This window comes from Nonomuraea sp. NPDC049480, assembly GCF_044465905.1.
GTDB lineage: Bacteria > Actinomycetota > Actinomycetes > Streptosporangiales > Streptosporangiaceae > Nonomuraea.
In genome coordinates this window covers 359740-373838 of the sequence record NZ_JBITMD010000001.1, presented here as the reverse complement: position 1 = coordinate 373838, position 14099 = coordinate 359740, and the positions used below count along the sequence as shown (strand labels likewise).

General features: G+C 67.5%; 14 protein-coding genes. 4 read left to right on the top strand and 10 right to left on the bottom strand.

Going from position 1 to position 14099, the window contains the following annotated elements:
* Nucleotides 1-6: 6 nt before the first annotated feature.
* Entirely contained in the window at nucleotides 7-876 is an 870-nt protein-coding gene (locus ACIBX3_RS01765) for a carbohydrate ABC transporter permease (RefSeq protein WP_397112008.1), read from the top strand.
* A 4-nt stretch (nucleotides 877-880) separates the two neighbouring features.
* Entirely contained in the window at nucleotides 881-2389 is a 1509-nt protein-coding gene (locus tag ACIBX3_RS01760) for a glycoside hydrolase family 13 protein (RefSeq protein WP_397112006.1), read from the top strand.
* A gap of 98 nt (nucleotides 2390-2487) precedes the next feature.
* Here ACIBX3_RS01760 and ACIBX3_RS01755 read toward each other — a convergent pair whose 3' ends face one another.
* Nucleotides 2488-3372: a LysR family transcriptional regulator gene (locus ACIBX3_RS01755; RefSeq protein WP_397112004.1), complete on the bottom strand. Its 885-nt coding sequence runs from the start codon at nucleotides 3370-3372 to the stop codon at nucleotides 2488-2490.
* Nucleotides 3373-3456: 84 nt separating this feature from the next.
* On the opposite strand from ACIBX3_RS01755, the gene ACIBX3_RS01750 reads away from it, so the two are divergent.
* Complete coding sequence (locus tag ACIBX3_RS01750; protein WP_397112002.1) at nucleotides 3457-4218, top strand: SDR family oxidoreductase; 762 nt, start codon at nucleotides 3457-3459, stop codon at nucleotides 4216-4218.
* Nucleotides 4219-4485: 267 nt separating this feature from the next.
* Here the strand turns inward: ACIBX3_RS01750 and ACIBX3_RS01745 are convergent, their stop codons facing one another.
* Together ACIBX3_RS01745 and ACIBX3_RS01740 are read right to left on the bottom strand one after the other, a co-directional pair.
* Nucleotides 4486-5151: a Crp/Fnr family transcriptional regulator gene (locus ACIBX3_RS01745; RefSeq protein ID WP_397112000.1), complete on the bottom strand. Its 666-nt coding sequence runs from the start codon at nucleotides 5149-5151 to the stop codon at nucleotides 4486-4488.
* 23 nt (nucleotides 5152-5174) lie between these two features.
* A complete protein-coding gene (locus tag ACIBX3_RS01740; protein WP_397111999.1) occupies nucleotides 5175-5468 on the bottom strand; it encodes a hypothetical protein in 294 nt (97 codons plus the stop codon).
* A gap of 417 nt (nucleotides 5469-5885) precedes the next feature.
* Between ACIBX3_RS01740 and ACIBX3_RS01735 the strand changes: the two genes are divergently transcribed.
* Nucleotides 5886-6071: a DUF397 domain-containing protein gene (locus ACIBX3_RS01735; protein ID WP_397111997.1), complete on the top strand. Its 186-nt coding sequence runs from the start codon at nucleotides 5886-5888 to the stop codon at nucleotides 6069-6071.
* Nucleotide 6072: 1 nt separating this feature from the next.
* Here the strand turns inward: ACIBX3_RS01735 and ACIBX3_RS01730 are convergent, their stop codons facing one another.
* The 7 genes from ACIBX3_RS01730 to ACIBX3_RS01700 form a co-directional block, all read right to left on the bottom strand.
* On the bottom strand, nucleotides 6073-6966 hold the full coding sequence (locus ACIBX3_RS01730; RefSeq protein ID WP_397111995.1) for a helix-turn-helix domain-containing protein: 894 nt from the start codon (nucleotides 6964-6966) through the stop codon (nucleotides 6073-6075).
* A gap of 141 nt (nucleotides 6967-7107) precedes the next feature.
* Nucleotides 7108-8103 (bottom strand): LacI family DNA-binding transcriptional regulator, encoded by a 996-nt coding sequence (locus ACIBX3_RS01725; RefSeq protein WP_397111993.1) that lies wholly within the window; start codon nucleotides 8101-8103, stop codon nucleotides 7108-7110.
* A gap of 32 nt (nucleotides 8104-8135) precedes the next feature.
* The gene (locus tag ACIBX3_RS01720) at nucleotides 8136-9497 is read right to left on the bottom strand and encodes a GH1 family beta-glucosidase (RefSeq protein ID WP_397111991.1); all 1362 of its coding nucleotides are present in this window, start codon (nucleotides 9495-9497) and stop codon (nucleotides 8136-8138) included.
* Nucleotides 9494-10297, bottom strand: coding sequence for a carbohydrate ABC transporter permease (locus ACIBX3_RS01715; protein WP_397111989.1), 804 nt, complete (start codon nucleotides 10295-10297; stop codon nucleotides 9494-9496). Before ACIBX3_RS01715 ends, ACIBX3_RS01720 begins: the two co-directional genes overlap by 4 nt.
* On the bottom strand, nucleotides 10294-11256 hold the full coding sequence (locus ACIBX3_RS01710; protein ID WP_397111987.1) for a carbohydrate ABC transporter permease: 963 nt from the start codon (nucleotides 11254-11256) through the stop codon (nucleotides 10294-10296). Before ACIBX3_RS01710 ends, ACIBX3_RS01715 begins: the two co-directional genes overlap by 4 nt.
* Nucleotides 11253-12536: an ABC transporter substrate-binding protein gene (locus ACIBX3_RS01705; RefSeq protein WP_397111985.1), complete on the bottom strand. Its 1284-nt coding sequence runs from the start codon at nucleotides 12534-12536 to the stop codon at nucleotides 11253-11255. The genes ACIBX3_RS01710 and ACIBX3_RS01705 overlap by 4 nt, the downstream gene beginning before the upstream one ends.
* Before the next feature lie 349 nt (nucleotides 12537-12885).
* Nucleotides 12886-13776: a serine/threonine-protein kinase gene (locus ACIBX3_RS01700; RefSeq protein WP_397111983.1), complete on the bottom strand. Its 891-nt coding sequence runs from the start codon at nucleotides 13774-13776 to the stop codon at nucleotides 12886-12888.
* Nucleotides 13777-14099: the final 323 nt, after the last annotated feature.

Here is a 14099-nt window from a genome sequence, read left to right as displayed (position 1 = left end):
GAGGCCATGAACACAGTCCAGTTCCGCACCATCGTCTCGCCGCACCAGCTCAACAGCAGGTGGGGGCGGCGGATCTACTGGCTGGTGCTCGTCGCGGTCGTCGTGACCTTCACCCTGGCCTTCGTCTTCCCGCTCTACTGGATGATCTCCGGTGCCATGAAGACGCCGGAGGAGATCGCCGAGATGCCGCCGTCGCTCGTCCCCGCCGACCCGGCGCTGGACGCCTTCTTCGAGGCGTGGGACCTGTTCGACATCGGCACGCTGCTGGCCAACACCGCCTACTACGCGCTGGGTGCCTGGGCGTTCTCCATGGCGGTGGACGTGGCGGCCGCGTACGCACTGTCGAAGCTGCGGCCGATGTTCGGCAACCTGATCCTCGGCGCCATGCTGGCCACGCTGATGATCCCGCCGATGGTGATCCTCATCCCGCTCTACGTCACGATCGTGGACCTGGGATTGTTGAACAATCCTTGGGGGCTGTGGTTCCCGGCGGCGGCCAACGGGTTCAACATCTTCCTGCTCAAGCGGTTCTTCGACTCCATTCCGCGGGAGCTGATCGAGGCGGCGCAGATCGACGGGGCGGGACCACTGCGGGTGCTGTGGTCCGTCGTGCTGCCGGTCTCCCGGCCGATCCTCGGCGTGGTGTCCATCTTCACGATCGTCACGGCGTTCAAGGACTTCGTCCTGCCGCTGCTGGTCATGACCGACAGCGAGAAGATGACGATCAGCGTGGGCCTGTCGCAGACCGCCGGGGCGGTGACCCAGAACCAGGTCATGGGCGGGCTGGTCATCGCCGGCATCCCCATGATCATCGTCTTCTTCGTCTTCCAACGGCACATCATGGCGGGACTCACCGCCGGGAGCATCAAGGGATGAGAGCATGTCGCAAACGTGGTGGCGGGGGGCCGCGATCTACCAGGTCTACCTACGGAGTTTCGCCGACGGGAACGGCGACGGTGTGGGCGACCTCGCCGGGCTGCGCTCCCGCCTGCCGTACCTGAAGGACCTCGGGATCGACGCGATCTGGCTCAACCCGTGGTATCCGTCGCCGATGGCCGACGGCGGCTACGACGTGGCCGACTACCGGGACATCGAGCCGGTCTTCGGCACGCTCGCCGAGGCCGAGCACTTTGTCGTGGAGGCGCACGAGCTCGGCCTCAAGGTCATCATCGACGTGGTCCCGAACCACAGCTCCACACAGAGCGTCTGGTTCCAGGAGGCGCTGGCGAACCCCGCGGCCCGCGACCGCTTCTGGTTCGCCGACGAGCCGCTGAACGACTGGCAGTCGATCTTCGGTGGCCCGGCGTGGACCCAGGTCCCCGACGGCCAGTGGTACCTGCACCTGTTCGCCCCCGAGCAGCCGGACTTCAACTGGGCCAACCCCGAGGTGCGCCGGGAGTTCGAGGACGTGCTGCGCTTCTGGTTCGAGCGCGGCGTGGACGGCTTCCGCATCGACTCGGCGGCCCTGCTGTTCAAGTCCGACACCGGCTACGAGGACCTCGACGAGGTCCACGACGTCTACCGCCGGTGGCGCCAGGTGGCCGGGGAGTACGGCGAGCGCGTTCTGATCGGCGAGGTCTGGCTGCCCGACCAGGAGCGTTTCGCCCGCTACCTGCGCCCCGACGAGCTGCACACGGCGTTCAACTTCGACTTCCTGTCCTGCCCGTGGGAGCCGGCCGAGCTGCGCCGCGTCATCGACCTGACCCTGGCCACCCACACCCCCATCGGGGCCCCGCCGACGTGGGTGCTGTCCAACCACGACGTCACCAGGCCGGTCACCCGCTACGGCCGCGCGGACACCGCGTTCGAGCATGGCGGCCGCCTCCACGGCGCCCCGTCCGACCCGGAGCTCGGCTACCGTCGCGCCCGCGCGGCCGCGCTGCTGTCGATGGCGCTGCCCGGGTCGGTCTACGTCTACCAGGGGGAGGAGCTGGGCCTTCCGGAGGTGGAGGACCTGCCGGACGAGCTCCGCCAGGACCCGATGTACGCCAGATCCGGCGGGACCAACCCAGGCAGGGACGGCTGCCGTGTCCCGCTGCCGTGGTCGGGGGAGGAGCCGCCGTTCGGCTTCGGCGCCGGCACGCCCTGGCTTCCGCAACCCGAGGGCTGGCGCAAGCTGACGGCCGAGGCCCAGCGCACGGACCTGGGGTCGATGCTCAACCTCTACCGCGCGGCCCTGCGCCTCCGCCGGGAGTGCCTGGGTGACGGGGCCCTGACCTGGCTGCCGATGGGCGAGCAGGTCCTGGCCTTCCGCCGCGACTCCGGCCTGACCTGCGTCGCCAACCTGGGAGCCGACCCGGTGCGCCTGCCCGCGGGCGAGGTCGTCCTCGCCAGTGGTCGCCTGGTGGACGGCGCCCTGCCCGCCGACACCACGGCGTGGCTTACGTGAGGCGATCACTCCACGGGCCGGCCCGCGTCGTGTGAAATCGGCATCGCTGTCGTGCAGCAGGTCTCGGCGAGCCCGGGATCGACCTCCCGGTCACCCATTCACCGAAGCATTTGGCCGCACATACAGCTGATGAATTTCTCCACCAGCACCCGCACGGCCTGCCGCCGATCGCCCCGCCGCCAGACAATGGCCAGCCTGCTCGGCGGCAGCCCCGCGACCGGCCGGCAGACCACGTCGTCCCGGCGGTAGAGGTCGGCGTTGCCTGCCGACACCAGCGCCACGGCCCGCCCCGAGGCGACCAGCTCGAACGCCTCCTCGGCGGTCTCGGCCTCGGCGCCCACCACGGCGGGGGTCGAGCGCTGGTCGTCGGCCAGCCAGAAGGCGCGCATCGGCCCGGCCGACGCCGGCAGGGCGACGAACGGCTCCTCGGCCAGTTCGGCGAAGTCCACCTCGGAACGCGACGCCAGCCGGTGCGCGGCAGGCAACGCCACCCACCGGTCCTCCGTGCTCACCACCGTCCAGGAGCAGTCCACGTCGCCGGGCATGGGCAACCAGGCGACGGCCACGTCGACCCGCCCGTCACCCAGCCCCACAGTGGGATCGCTCCACGGCACCTGCCGGAATCGCAGATCCCACTCGGGCAGGGCGGCCGTGATGGACGGCACCAGCCCGCGCCCGATCCGGGTCTGGAAGCCGACGACCAGGATGCGATCCTCGCGCGCCGCCGCCACCGCCCGCTGCGCGCCCTCCCACTGCTCGATGATCCGCCGCGCCTCCGGCAGGAGCGCCGCCCCCGCCGCGGTCAGCGCCACCGTACGCCGGTCGCGCTCGAACAGTTTCGCCCGCATGGACAGCTCGAGCTGCCTGATCTGCCTGCTCAACGAGGGCTGCGAGATGAACAGCCGCTCCGCGGCCGCTCGCGTGAAGCTCAGCTCCTCCGCGACCGCCACGAAATACCGCAGATCCCGGATATGGGCATCCATAGCAAGAAGCTATAACAGCCGGTCTTGGACGAGCACGTGCGCCGCATCCCACGATGGAGCCCCAACCATCTGAGGAGCGGAACCATGAGTGATTTGTCGGGCAAGACCGCGTTGGTCACCGGAGCCTCGCGCGGCATCGGACGGGCCATCGCCGAACGCCTGGCCGCCGACGGCGCCCGCGTGATCGTCCACTACGCGCGTAACGACGACCTGGCCAAGGAGACGGTCGCCGCCATCGAGTCGGCGGGCGGGCAGGCGTACGCGGTGCGGGCGGAGTTCGAGGATGGCGTGGACGCCCTGTTCGCGGGCCTCCAGGACACGAGGCTGGACATCGTCGTGAACAACGCGGCCATCCTGGCCGGGACCCTGGGCACGGTGACGGAGGAGCGCTTCGACCAGGTCTTCGCCGTGAACGTGCGGGCGCCGTACTTCATCATCGAACGCTCCCTGCCGCTGCTGAACGACGGCGGCCGGATCATCAACATCTCCTCGGCCGTCGTCCGCATCGCCCTCCCCGACATCGTCTACTCGATGACCAAGGGCGCTCTCGACACCCTCGGCTTCAGCCTGGCCCCGATCCTCGGCGCCAGAAACATCACCGTGAACACCGTCTCGCCGGGCGTCACGGAGACCGACATGAACGCCTGGCTCCGCGACGACCACGACGGCGCCGCCGAGCGGCGAGTCACCGAGGTCACCGCCCTGGGCCGCATCGGCCGCCCCGAGGACATCGCCGACGCGGTGGCCCTGCTCGCCAGGGAGGACTCCCGCTGGATCACCGGCCACGTCCTGGACGTCACCGGCGGCTACTTCCTCGGCCCCAGCGGAGGCGTGGTGCCCGTCTGACGTCCGGTCAGGGGTCGCGCAGCCACGCCCGGGTTGCTCGGATGCGCGTCCCCGTGGGCCTGTACCGCATCGCCCTCCAGTCGCTCGGCGGGACCGTCGTACACATCCCCTGCAGGTCGGACCGTGGGTTCAAGGAGTCGTCGCAGCACCTCCGTGAGGCGCGGCCGCCCGAGCGCGGTCACCGTGGGCACCCGCGCCGGCCGCAGAGGGAGGGCTTCATCATTAAATATCTTTCCGGAAAGGTTTCCGCGATCCTTTCTCGCGACGTCAGCGACTCGCTCGGCCATTCACGCACGTGATCCGGCTCAGCGATGTGGCATCCAGGACGGTGATCCTTTGCCGTCCTGTGCTGATGATGCCGCGACGCCGCCAGGTACGCAGGATTCGCTGTACTGTCTCGATCGAGACCCCGGCCCACGCCGCGAAGTCGAGCTGGGACAGGGGGATGCATATTTCTAGTCCCGATCCGGTCCGTTCGCCGTACCCCTGGACGAGACACAGAATCAGCCGGCACAGACGCTGCTCGGGTGGGAGCGAGCAGATAGAGGCCAAGTGGCCTTCCGCGTCTCTCGCACGCGAGAACAACGACCGGTGTACAGCGTGTTCCACGGCGGGGCGTTCGGCCAGCAATTGGAGAAAACGCGGCTTCGTGATGTGAAGTACCTGGCTGTCGGTCAGCGCGGTGACCTCGCCGGTGTGGGGCGTATCCGTCAAAATCTGCAATGCGCCGACGACAGCGCCGGGGCCTATGATGCCAAGCAGCGCTTGTGCTCCATGAGCAGAGACGTGAGCGCTCTTCAACCAGCCCTCCTCGACGATCAGTGCTGGTCCCGACGCTTGGCCCTGGCTCACGATCGCGCTGCCTCTCGCGTGCAGACGATGGTGGCCGGCCCGCTCGACGAAAGCCCTGTCTTGCTCGCTCAGCTTGTCCATGATCCCCTCTGGGCAGAGCATGGTCACGCTCCCAGCAGCGCCCGGAAAATGGCGGGGAGTGCTCCCAGCAGAGCGGTGAGCGCACCCAGGACGGCGACGAGCCTGCCTGGGGCCGTTTTTGCTAGTTTGCGAATGGCGTAGGCCGCGATGACCAGTCCCGTGAGAGCGACAATGGCTGCGACGACTATCGCCAGAAACGTCGTCTCCTGCATCTTCGGGTCACCCCGCCCCTCCGCTTGTACGATCTTGCCGTGTTCGTGTGTGTGCCGATTAATAGAAAGGTAACCCGCCGTCATCGTGGAGAGAAGGTATTGCACGGTCGTGCATTCTTTGCCACCTGGCAGGATGTCAGGTGTCGATTATCGGAGGAGAAGTCGGCCAGGCATGCGAAGAAGGCCGCTAGCTGGAGAAAGAGGCATGGTCCCCGTCGTGGACCTACTACGCAGGATCGCTGGCGGAAACGTCTTGTCCTGCAAATAAAGGGAATCTCCGTGATTTGGTGCGTAGCGCTCTGTGTGCAAGCACCTGGACAGGAGGCCGGAGGCAAGCTGTCGACCCGCCCGGACGAAATCTGCCAGGTGGCATGTTGAGTCCTGGCCGTCGGCCATCATCCGGCCGGCTTCCTGGCAGGCTGACCGCCTTCGAAACGACATACCACTGGAGTGCTCGCCAGGAACGCGCTCTCTGCTATAACCTCTCCTCACACGTCATCGCGGGTCGGAGGGACCAGCCGCATGGAACACCACAGGCCGCTCATAGCCTGGCGCAAAAGCAGTAAAAGCGCAGATGTAAATTGTGTCGAGGTATCGGCTACGGCCGATCATGTGCTGGTCAGGAACTCCCGGGATCGGAACGGGCCGGTGCTGGCCTTTACCCGCGCGGAGTGGAGTGATCTACTGCGTCAGATAAAGAGGCCATGATTCAGGCCTCTATCGCTGCTATTCTCTTCTCGAAGAGGTCTCTTGTCGCCTCTGCGGGAAGAGCTATCTCGAGTATTTCGGCGAAGATCTGCTTGTGCTCGATCACGTGCGGGTTCGGGTCGTCTTCTCCGGTGAAGTGATCCTTCTGTTCCATTCCCTTCCAGGTTTCTCTGAAGAGCACATCTTCATGATCGCCGGGCAGTCCAAGAATGATGAACGGGCCTGACAGACCGGGATGGAACCCGGCTGTGAACGGGGTCACGCGAACGGTGAGATCGATCTGCTGTGTGAGTTCGAGAATGGCCTTGAGCTGCCGCGCCATCGCCTGAGGTTCCGTGGTGTCCCGGCGAATCACCGATTCGTCTATCACGCACGTCAGGCGGGGCGCGGACGGCCCTTTCTGCAGAATCTTCTGCCGCTCCATTCTTATTTCGGTCATGTTGGCGACGTTCGCCGGCACGCGCGGGCTGTTGAGTTCCTGCACAACGGATTCAGCGTACTCTCGGGTCTGCAGCAGCCCTGGAATCACCAGCGGCTCGAAAGTCTGAATGCTGGTCGCGCTGTCCTCGTAGGCGATGTACTCCATGTAGGGCTGATCGATGATGCCCCGATAAGAGTTCCACCAGGGTCTGCTCCTGGCCTGTCTCGCCATGTGCACAAGCGCTTCGACCTGACCTTTATCGGTTATGTGGTAAAGCGCGAGAAGTGCTCTCAGATCCGTCACGGAAATGCGGACGTCGCCGCCCTCGATGCGAATGACTTTGGAAGTCGACCAATCCATGTCCCGGGCGACCTCCTCCTGCGTGAGGTCGGCCTGACGCCGCAACATCCGCAGTTGTTTCCTAAGGCGAGGCCCGTAGAGCGCAAAGCCAGGAGATGGGGCACCGGTAGACATAGTGGCTCTCGTGGAGTCGGTCGATGGCTGACAGGAGGCGCTGTGTAAAGACGTTAGGTGACAACTAGCAGACCGGTGAGTGACTCGCACGCCACTTCATCGAAAAGTTGACCTCGCGCAGGGCCGAATGAGCATGACGGGTCAGGCGGACTCGCGGATGACCAGCTCCGTCGGCAGGATCACCGGCTCCGCCGGCTCACCCTCGAACAGACCCAGCAGCAGCCGCACCATGGCGGCCGCCTGCTCGATCACCGGATGCCGGAGCGTCGTCAGCGGCGGCTCGGTGTATTTGGCGGCCTCGATGTCGTCGAAGCCCACCACGGCCACGTCGTCGGGCACCCGCCGCCCGGCCTGCCGGAGGGACTGCAGGGCGCCGACCGCCATCAGGTCGTTGGCGACGAAGACGGCGTCCAGGGACGGGTCGTCGCCGAGCAGCTGGCGCATCGCGATCGCGCCCGACTCACGGGTGAAGTCGCCGACCGCGACGATCGAGCGGAGGTCGGAGTCGCGCAGCACGTTGCGGTAGCCGGCCAGCCGGTCCTGGCCGGCGATCATGTCCTGCGGGCCGGCGATCGTGGCGATCCTGCGCCGCCCCGTCTCCACCAGGTGCCGGACCCCGGCCTCCGCGCCGCCCACGTTGTCGTTGTCGACGTACGGGATGTCCACGGGGACGGCCGGCCGCCCGTACGAGACCACGGGGACGCTCAGCCGGGACAGCGCGGCCGGCAGCGGGTCGGCGCCGTGCATGGAGATCAGCATGACCCCGTCCACGTGCCCGCCCGCGATGTAGCGCTCCACCCGGGCGTGGCTCCTGGCGTTGGCCGCCATCATCAGCACGACCTGCTTGTTGGCCTCCTCCAGCTCCATCGACGCCGACCTGATCGCCATGGAGAACCACGGATCGTCGGAGAAGACCCTGGTGCCGGGCTCGCTGATGACGAGCGCGATCGAGTCGGTGCGCTGGGTGACCAGGCTGCGCGCGGCCGAGTTGGGTACGTAGCCCAGCTCGTCGATCGCGCGCTGCACGGCGTCGCGGATGTGGGGCGCCACGGTCGTCTGCCCGTTGACGACGCGGGAGGCGGTGGCCCGCGAGACCCCTGCCCTCGCGGCGACCGCCTCCAAGGTCGGACGTCTCATGACGGCACCAGAAAGGAGAGCACGGAGAAAATCTACAGGCCGTTCCTGCCGATGACGTCGCGGAACCAGAGTGCGCTGTCTTTGGGCACCCTGGTCTGCGTCGCGTAGTCCACGTGGACGATGCCGAACCGCCGCCGGTAGCCCTCGGCCCACTCGAAGTTGTCCAGCAGCGACCAGACCAGGTAGCCGCGCAGGTCCGCGCCCGCCTCGACGGCCCGCCACACCTCGCGCAGGTGCCCGTCCAGGTACGACACACGGTCCCCGTCGTGCACCCGCCCATTCTCGACCACGTCGTCGAAGGCCGCGCCGTTCTCCGTGACCATCAGGCCGACCTGCGGATAGTCCTGCGAGAGGCGGACGAGGAGCCGCGACAGGCCGTCTGGCACGATCGGCCAGCCCATCGCGGTCGTGGGCGCGTCCGCCGCGGCGAACCGGACGTCCTCCGACCCCGGCCAGGCGGCGTCCGCGGGCAGGCCGGGGCCGGACTCGACGATGCACGGGTTGTAGTAATTGATCCCGATCAGGTCGATCGGTGCGTTGATCAGCGCCAGGTCGCCGTCCCGGATGTGGCCCGTCCCGCCGTTCCGCTCGGCCGCCGCCAGAACCTCCGGCGGGTACGTGCCGTACACGGCCGGGTCAAGGAACTGCCTGGTCAGCAGCGCGTGAATGCGGTGCACGGCGGCCGCGTCGGCGTCGCCGGCCACCGCCGACGGGTCGTTGACCTGGGCGGGGGTGAGGACCGGCGAGGAGTTGACCACCAGCATGACGCTGCCGGGACGTAGCCGCCGCGCCGCCAGCCCGTGGCCGAGCAGCAGATGGTGAGCCGAGCGCAGGGCGTCGGCGGGGTCACGGCGGCCCGGCGCGTGCACGCCGTTGCCGTAGCCGAGGTACGCGGCCACCCACGGCTCGTTCAGCGTCGCCCAGTTGCGGACGCGGTCGCCGAGCCGGTCGTGTACGGCCTGCGCGTAGTCGGCGAACAGGTAGGCCGTGTCCCGGTTCGTCCACCCGCCACGGTCTTCGAGCGCCTGGGGAAGATCCCAGTGGTAAAGGGTGACATAAGGGGATATTTCGGCGGCGAGTAGCTCGTCCACGAGCCGGTCGTAGAACGCCAGCCCACGCGGATTGGCCGCCCCCGCGCCGTCGGGCTGGACGCGCGGCCACGCGATCGAGAACCGGTAGGCCGCCAGCCGCAGCTCCCGCATCAGCCGGACGTCGTCCCGGTAGCGGTGGTAATGGTCGCAGGCCACGTCTCCGGTGTCGCCGTCCGCCACGTTCCCGGGAGTATGGGAGAAGGTGTCCCAGATCGATTGGCCGCGCCTGTCCTCCTTGACCGCCCCTTCGATCTGGTAGGAGGCCGTGGCGGCGCCCCAGACGAAGTCCTCGGGAAAGATCATCCCTTCACGGCTCCTTGCATGATTCCGCCGATGATGTGCTTGCCGAACAGGGCGAAGACCGCCACGAGCGGCAACGTGCCGATCGCCGTTCCCGCCAGGCCCAGCACGTAGTCGTTGACGTACCCGCTGGCCAGCGTCGACAGCGCCACCTGAACCGTCGGGTTGTCCGGGCTCAGCACGACCAGCGGCCAGAAGTAGTCGTTCCAGGCCGACATGAACGTCAGCATGCCGAGCACGGCCGCGGCCGGCCGGGCGGCGGGCAGGACGACGTGCCAGAACAGCCCCCACGTCGAACAGCCGTCCACCCGCCCCGCCTCCAGCAGTTCGGTGGGCAGGGCGCGGGACAGGTACTGCGTCATGAAGAACACGCCGAACGCGTTGACCAGCGCGGGCACGATCAGCGCGTAGTTGGTGCCGGTCCACTCCAGCTTCACCATCAGCATGTAGAGCGGGATGATGCCGAGCTGCGCCGGCACCATCATGGTCGCGACCGTGATCACGAGCATGGCGTTCCTGCCCCGGAACTTCAGCTTGGCGAAGGCGAACCCGGCCAGCGTCGAGAAGAACATCACCGCGATCGAGATCGACCCGGCCACGATGACCGAGTTGACCAGCGCGAGCCCGAACGGAACGGTGTCGAAGACGCGGGCGACGTTGGCGAAGAAGTTCCCGCCGGGGACCAGCGGCGGCGGCACCTGGGCCAGCGCCGAGTTGTGCCGGGAGGCCACCACGACGCTGTAGTAGAGCGGGAACGCCGAGAAGAACGCCACCGCGGTCAGGGTCAGATAGCGCAGCCTCACACCAGCCCGCCCTTCATCCTGCGGGTGATCAGGAAGTTGATCCCGGCCACGATCACCACGGCCAGGAACATCAGCCAGGACGCCGCCGAGGCGTAGCCGAAGTCGAACGTCGAGTTCGCGAAGCCCTGCTCGTACACGAACAGCGCCAGCGTCTGGAACTGACGGTCGGGGCCGCCGGTGGCGATGCCGCCCCCGCCGCCGCTGCTCTGGCCGAACAGCATGGGCTCGGCGATGATCTGCATGGCGCCGATCGTGGAGACGATCACCACGAAGACGATCGTCGGCCGGATCATCGGGATCGTGATGCTGCGCAGCTGTTTGAGGGTGCTCGCGCCGTCGAGGGTGGCGGCCTCGTACAGCTCGCGCGGGACGGCCTGCATGGCGGCCAGGAAGATCAGCGCGTTGTAGCCGGTCCAGCGCCACATGATCATCACTGACAGGGCGATGTGCGAGGTCGCGGTGCCGGCCGCCCAGTCGATGTTCCCGGCCCCGAACCACGACAGGACCCAGTTGATCATTCCGAAGTCCCGGCCGAACAGCTGACTGAAGATCACGACCACCGCCACCACGCTGGTGACGTTCGGCAGCAGCAGCGAGACCCGGAACAGCGTCTGGAACCGCAGCCGCCGGTTGAGCAGATGCGCCAGCCAGATGGCCAGCACCAGTTGCGGCACGGTCGACAGCACGCCGATGGACAGTGTGTTGACCGTGGCGTTCCAGAAGTACTCGTCGGCCAGCAGCGTCGCGAAGTTGCCCAGCCCGACGAACTCCTGCGTCTCCGACAGCAGCGTCCATTCGTGCAGGCTCACCCAGGCCGTGTAGACCAGCGGAAACAGCCCGAAAGCGCAGAACAGCAGGAAGAACGGCGCCACGTAGGCGTACGGCGACACCCTCACGTCGAGGGTGTGCCGCACGCTGCGCCTACGCCGTCGCGTGATCGCGAGGTGAAGGGTGCTCATTTGATTTTCTTGACGTCCTCGAGCACCTGCGCCCACGCCTCGTCCGGCGTCTGCTTGCCCTGCTCGACGCGGCCGAGGCCGTTGCCGATGGCCACGCGGACGTCGCCCTCCTTGGGACCGAGGTGCTGCGGCTTGAGCGCCTTGGCGGCCTCGGAGTAGATCTTGCCGATGGGGGCGTCGCCGAAGAACGGCTTGGTGAAGTTCTGGATCGACGGGTCGTCATAGAGGGCGGGGATCGACGGGAAGGTGCCCTCCTCCTTGAACACCTTGGCCTGGTTCTCCTTCGAGGTCAGGAAGTCGATCAGCTCGGCGGCCTCCTTCGGGTGCTTGCTCTGCTTGGGCACCATCAGGTGCGAGCCGCCGCTGTTGCCGGAGCCGCCGGGCACGGTCGCGATGTCCCACTTGCCGGAGGCGTCCTTGGCCTGCTCCTGGATGAAGCCGGTCATCCACGCCGGGCAGATGATCGTGGCGAACGAGCCCTTGGCGAAGCCGGTGTTCCACGGCGGCGAGAAGGCCGCCAGTTTGGCCGTCAGGTCCTCCTGGGTGAGCTTGTTGGACAGGTCCCAGGCCTTCTTCACGTCGGGGTTGGAGGCGACGATGATGTTGTCCTGGGCGTCGTACAGGCCGACCGGCGCCTGGTTGACCATGGCGCGGAAGATCTCGCCGGGGGAGTCCACGAACTTGGCGCCGGCCACGTCGCCCGCCGCGAACTTCTTGCCGGTCTCGATGTACTGCTCCCATGTCGGCCAGAGCGCCGCCACCTCGGTCCGGTCGGTCGGCAGCCCGGCCTTCTTGAACAGGTCCTTGCGGTAGCACATGGCCAGCCCGCCGACGTCCGTGCCGAGCCCGAGAACCTGTGTGCCGTCCTTGCTGAGGCCCTGCTGCCACTTCCAGTCCAGGTAGTCGGCCTGACGCTTGTCGAGCCCGTACTGCTTGAGGTCGGCGAACCTGCCTGGCTGCGCCGTGAACGTGCTGATGTAGCCGACCTCGACCGCCTCGACGTCCCCGGCGCCCGCGTTCGTGGCCAGGCGCTTGACCAGGTTGCTGTGGTGGTCGTTGAACTGCGTGACGTTCTCGACGATCTCGATGTTCGGGTGGGTCTTCTTGTATTCCTCGTAGAGCGGCTTGAAGCCGAAGTCGCCGAAGAGGCCGACGGTCAGCTTGATCTTCTCTCCCGGCTTGGCACTCGCGGGGGTGGCCGTGTTCCCTCCGCTCCCGCACGCGGCCGTGAGCAGGGCCGCGGCGAGCAGGGGTACGGCGAGCCGGATCCGAGGGGTCATGGAACCCTCCTGGGTTGCAGCGTGAGGATAGGGTGAGAGAGCGCTCTCTCAAGAGATTCATGGAGCTAACGCGGGCCTGTCAACGGGTGTTAAATAACGATCATTGTTATCGAGAGAGCGCGTTCTCGCATGTGGAGACTCGCGTATGGCGCGCGTATGGCGAATTTATGGGGCCGGGGACCACATTTGATCCGTCTACTCCGCGGGAGGAGGTCCGCATGGAGATCGCGGTCCGCAAGGTCGAGGCGGTCAACGCCGCGGCGAGCGGCACCGCGTAATACGGGCCTTCATGGAGTTGCTCGCGGGTGGGGGGCCACCCCCACCACCCCCCACCCGCTCTCTCGTCGCCTCAGCCGCTGAGGGCCCGGCCCGCCATGCGGGCGTACATTCGGCCCGGGCTCGGGGCCTTGGTCAGGAAGCCGGGCAGCATGGGCAACTCGACCGCGAACGGGTCGAGCCGCCCGTACAGCTCGTTCGCGTCCGCGGGCCGGTCGTCGGGCGTCTTCTCCAGCAACTGCGACAGCAGCGCGCCCAGCTCCGCGGGAATGCCGGGAACGGCCGGCGGGCGCTCCTTGACCTGCTTCTCGAAGACCACGTAGTCGGTCGGCCCGGTGAAGAGCTGGCGGCCGGTCAGCATCTCGTGCAGCACGCACCCGAGGGAGTAGAGATCGCTGCGCGGCTCTGCGACGCCGTGCTGGATCTGCTCGGGAGCCATGTACGCCGGCGTCCCCAGGATCTGCCCGATCCTCGTGAACGTGGTGACGTCCGCGTCACGCAGCATGGCCAGGCCGAAGTCGAGCACCTTCACGCTGCCGTCCGGGCAGAGCATGAGATTCGTCGGCTTGAGGTCGCGATGGCAGATCGACAGCGTGTGCGCCGCCGACAGCACCGCGCACGCCTGGGCCGCGATGGCGGCGGCCCACGGCACCGGCAGCGGGCCGTGCTCGCTCACCACGTCGGCCACCGTGACGCCCTCGATGAACTGCATCACCTGGTAGAGCCGCTGCTCGTGGGTGCCGAAGTCGTACAGGACCGGCGCGCCCGGATGCTCCAGCCTGGCCAGGATGCGGGCCTCGCGAATGAACCGGCGCTCCAGCTCATGATCCGGGCCGCTGGGCAGCCTCAGCAGCTTCACCGCCACCCGGCGGTCCAGGTGGCGATCGTGACCGGCGTAGACCGCGCCCATGCCGCCCTGCCCGAGGGGGAGGTCGTCGAGCTCATAGCGGTCGCCGATGACCATTCGCCCCTCCCCGCAGTCTTTCAAGGGAAATTACTACATCCGGAAAAAACTACCGTGTTAGGACGGCGAGGGAGTGCCGTCGTCTGGAGGAGCGGCGGGAGCGGAGCGACCAGAGCGGGGGAAGGCGGCGGCGTATGGCGACCGAGCCGCCTCACGGAGTGAGGCCATGAGCAGGCGGCGGCGTATGGCGACCGAGCCGCCTCACGGAGTGAGGCCATGAGCAGGCGCCGGCGTATGGCGACCGAGCCGCCTCACGGAGTGAGGCCATGAGCAGGCGGCGGCGTATGGCGACCGAGCCGCCTCACGGAGTGAGGCCATGAGCA

Bases quoted from the DNA above. Each gene is read 5' to 3' on its own strand.
- ACIBX3_RS01765 (WP_397112008.1), top strand. From the start codon at position 7: ATGAACACAGTCCAGTTCCGCACCATCGTCTCGCCGCACCAGCTCAAC.
- ACIBX3_RS01760 (WP_397112006.1), top strand. From the start codon at position 881: ATGTCGCAAACGTGGTGGCGGGGGGCCGCGATCTACCAGGTCTACCTA.
- ACIBX3_RS01755 (WP_397112004.1), bottom strand. From the start codon at position 3,372: ATGGATGCCCATATCCGGGATCTGCGGTATTTCGTGGCGGTCGCGGAG.
- ACIBX3_RS01750 (WP_397112002.1), top strand. From the start codon at position 3,457: ATGAGTGATTTGTCGGGCAAGACCGCGTTGGTCACCGGAGCCTCGCGC.
- ACIBX3_RS01745 (WP_397112000.1), bottom strand. From the start codon at position 5,151: ATGGACAAGCTGAGCGAGCAAGACAGGGCTTTCGTCGAGCGGGCCGGC.
- ACIBX3_RS01735 (WP_397111997.1), top strand. From the start codon at position 5,886: ATGGAACACCACAGGCCGCTCATAGCCTGGCGCAAAAGCAGTAAAAGC.
- ACIBX3_RS01730 (WP_397111995.1), bottom strand. From the start codon at position 6,966: ATGTCTACCGGTGCCCCATCTCCTGGCTTTGCGCTCTACGGGCCTCGC.
- ACIBX3_RS01725 (WP_397111993.1), bottom strand. From the start codon at position 8,103: ATGAGACGTCCGACCTTGGAGGCGGTCGCCGCGAGGGCAGGGGTCTCG.
- ACIBX3_RS01720 (WP_397111991.1), bottom strand. From the start codon at position 9,497: ATGATCTTTCCCGAGGACTTCGTCTGGGGCGCCGCCACGGCCTCCTAC.
- ACIBX3_RS01710 (WP_397111987.1), bottom strand. From the start codon at position 11,256: ATGAGCACCCTTCACCTCGCGATCACGCGACGGCGTAGGCGCAGCGTG.
- ACIBX3_RS01705 (WP_397111985.1), bottom strand. From the start codon at position 12,536: ATGACCCCTCGGATCCGGCTCGCCGTACCCCTGCTCGCCGCGGCCCTG.
- ACIBX3_RS01700 (WP_397111983.1), bottom strand. From the start codon at position 13,776: ATGGTCATCGGCGACCGCTATGAGCTCGACGACCTCCCCCTCGGGCAG.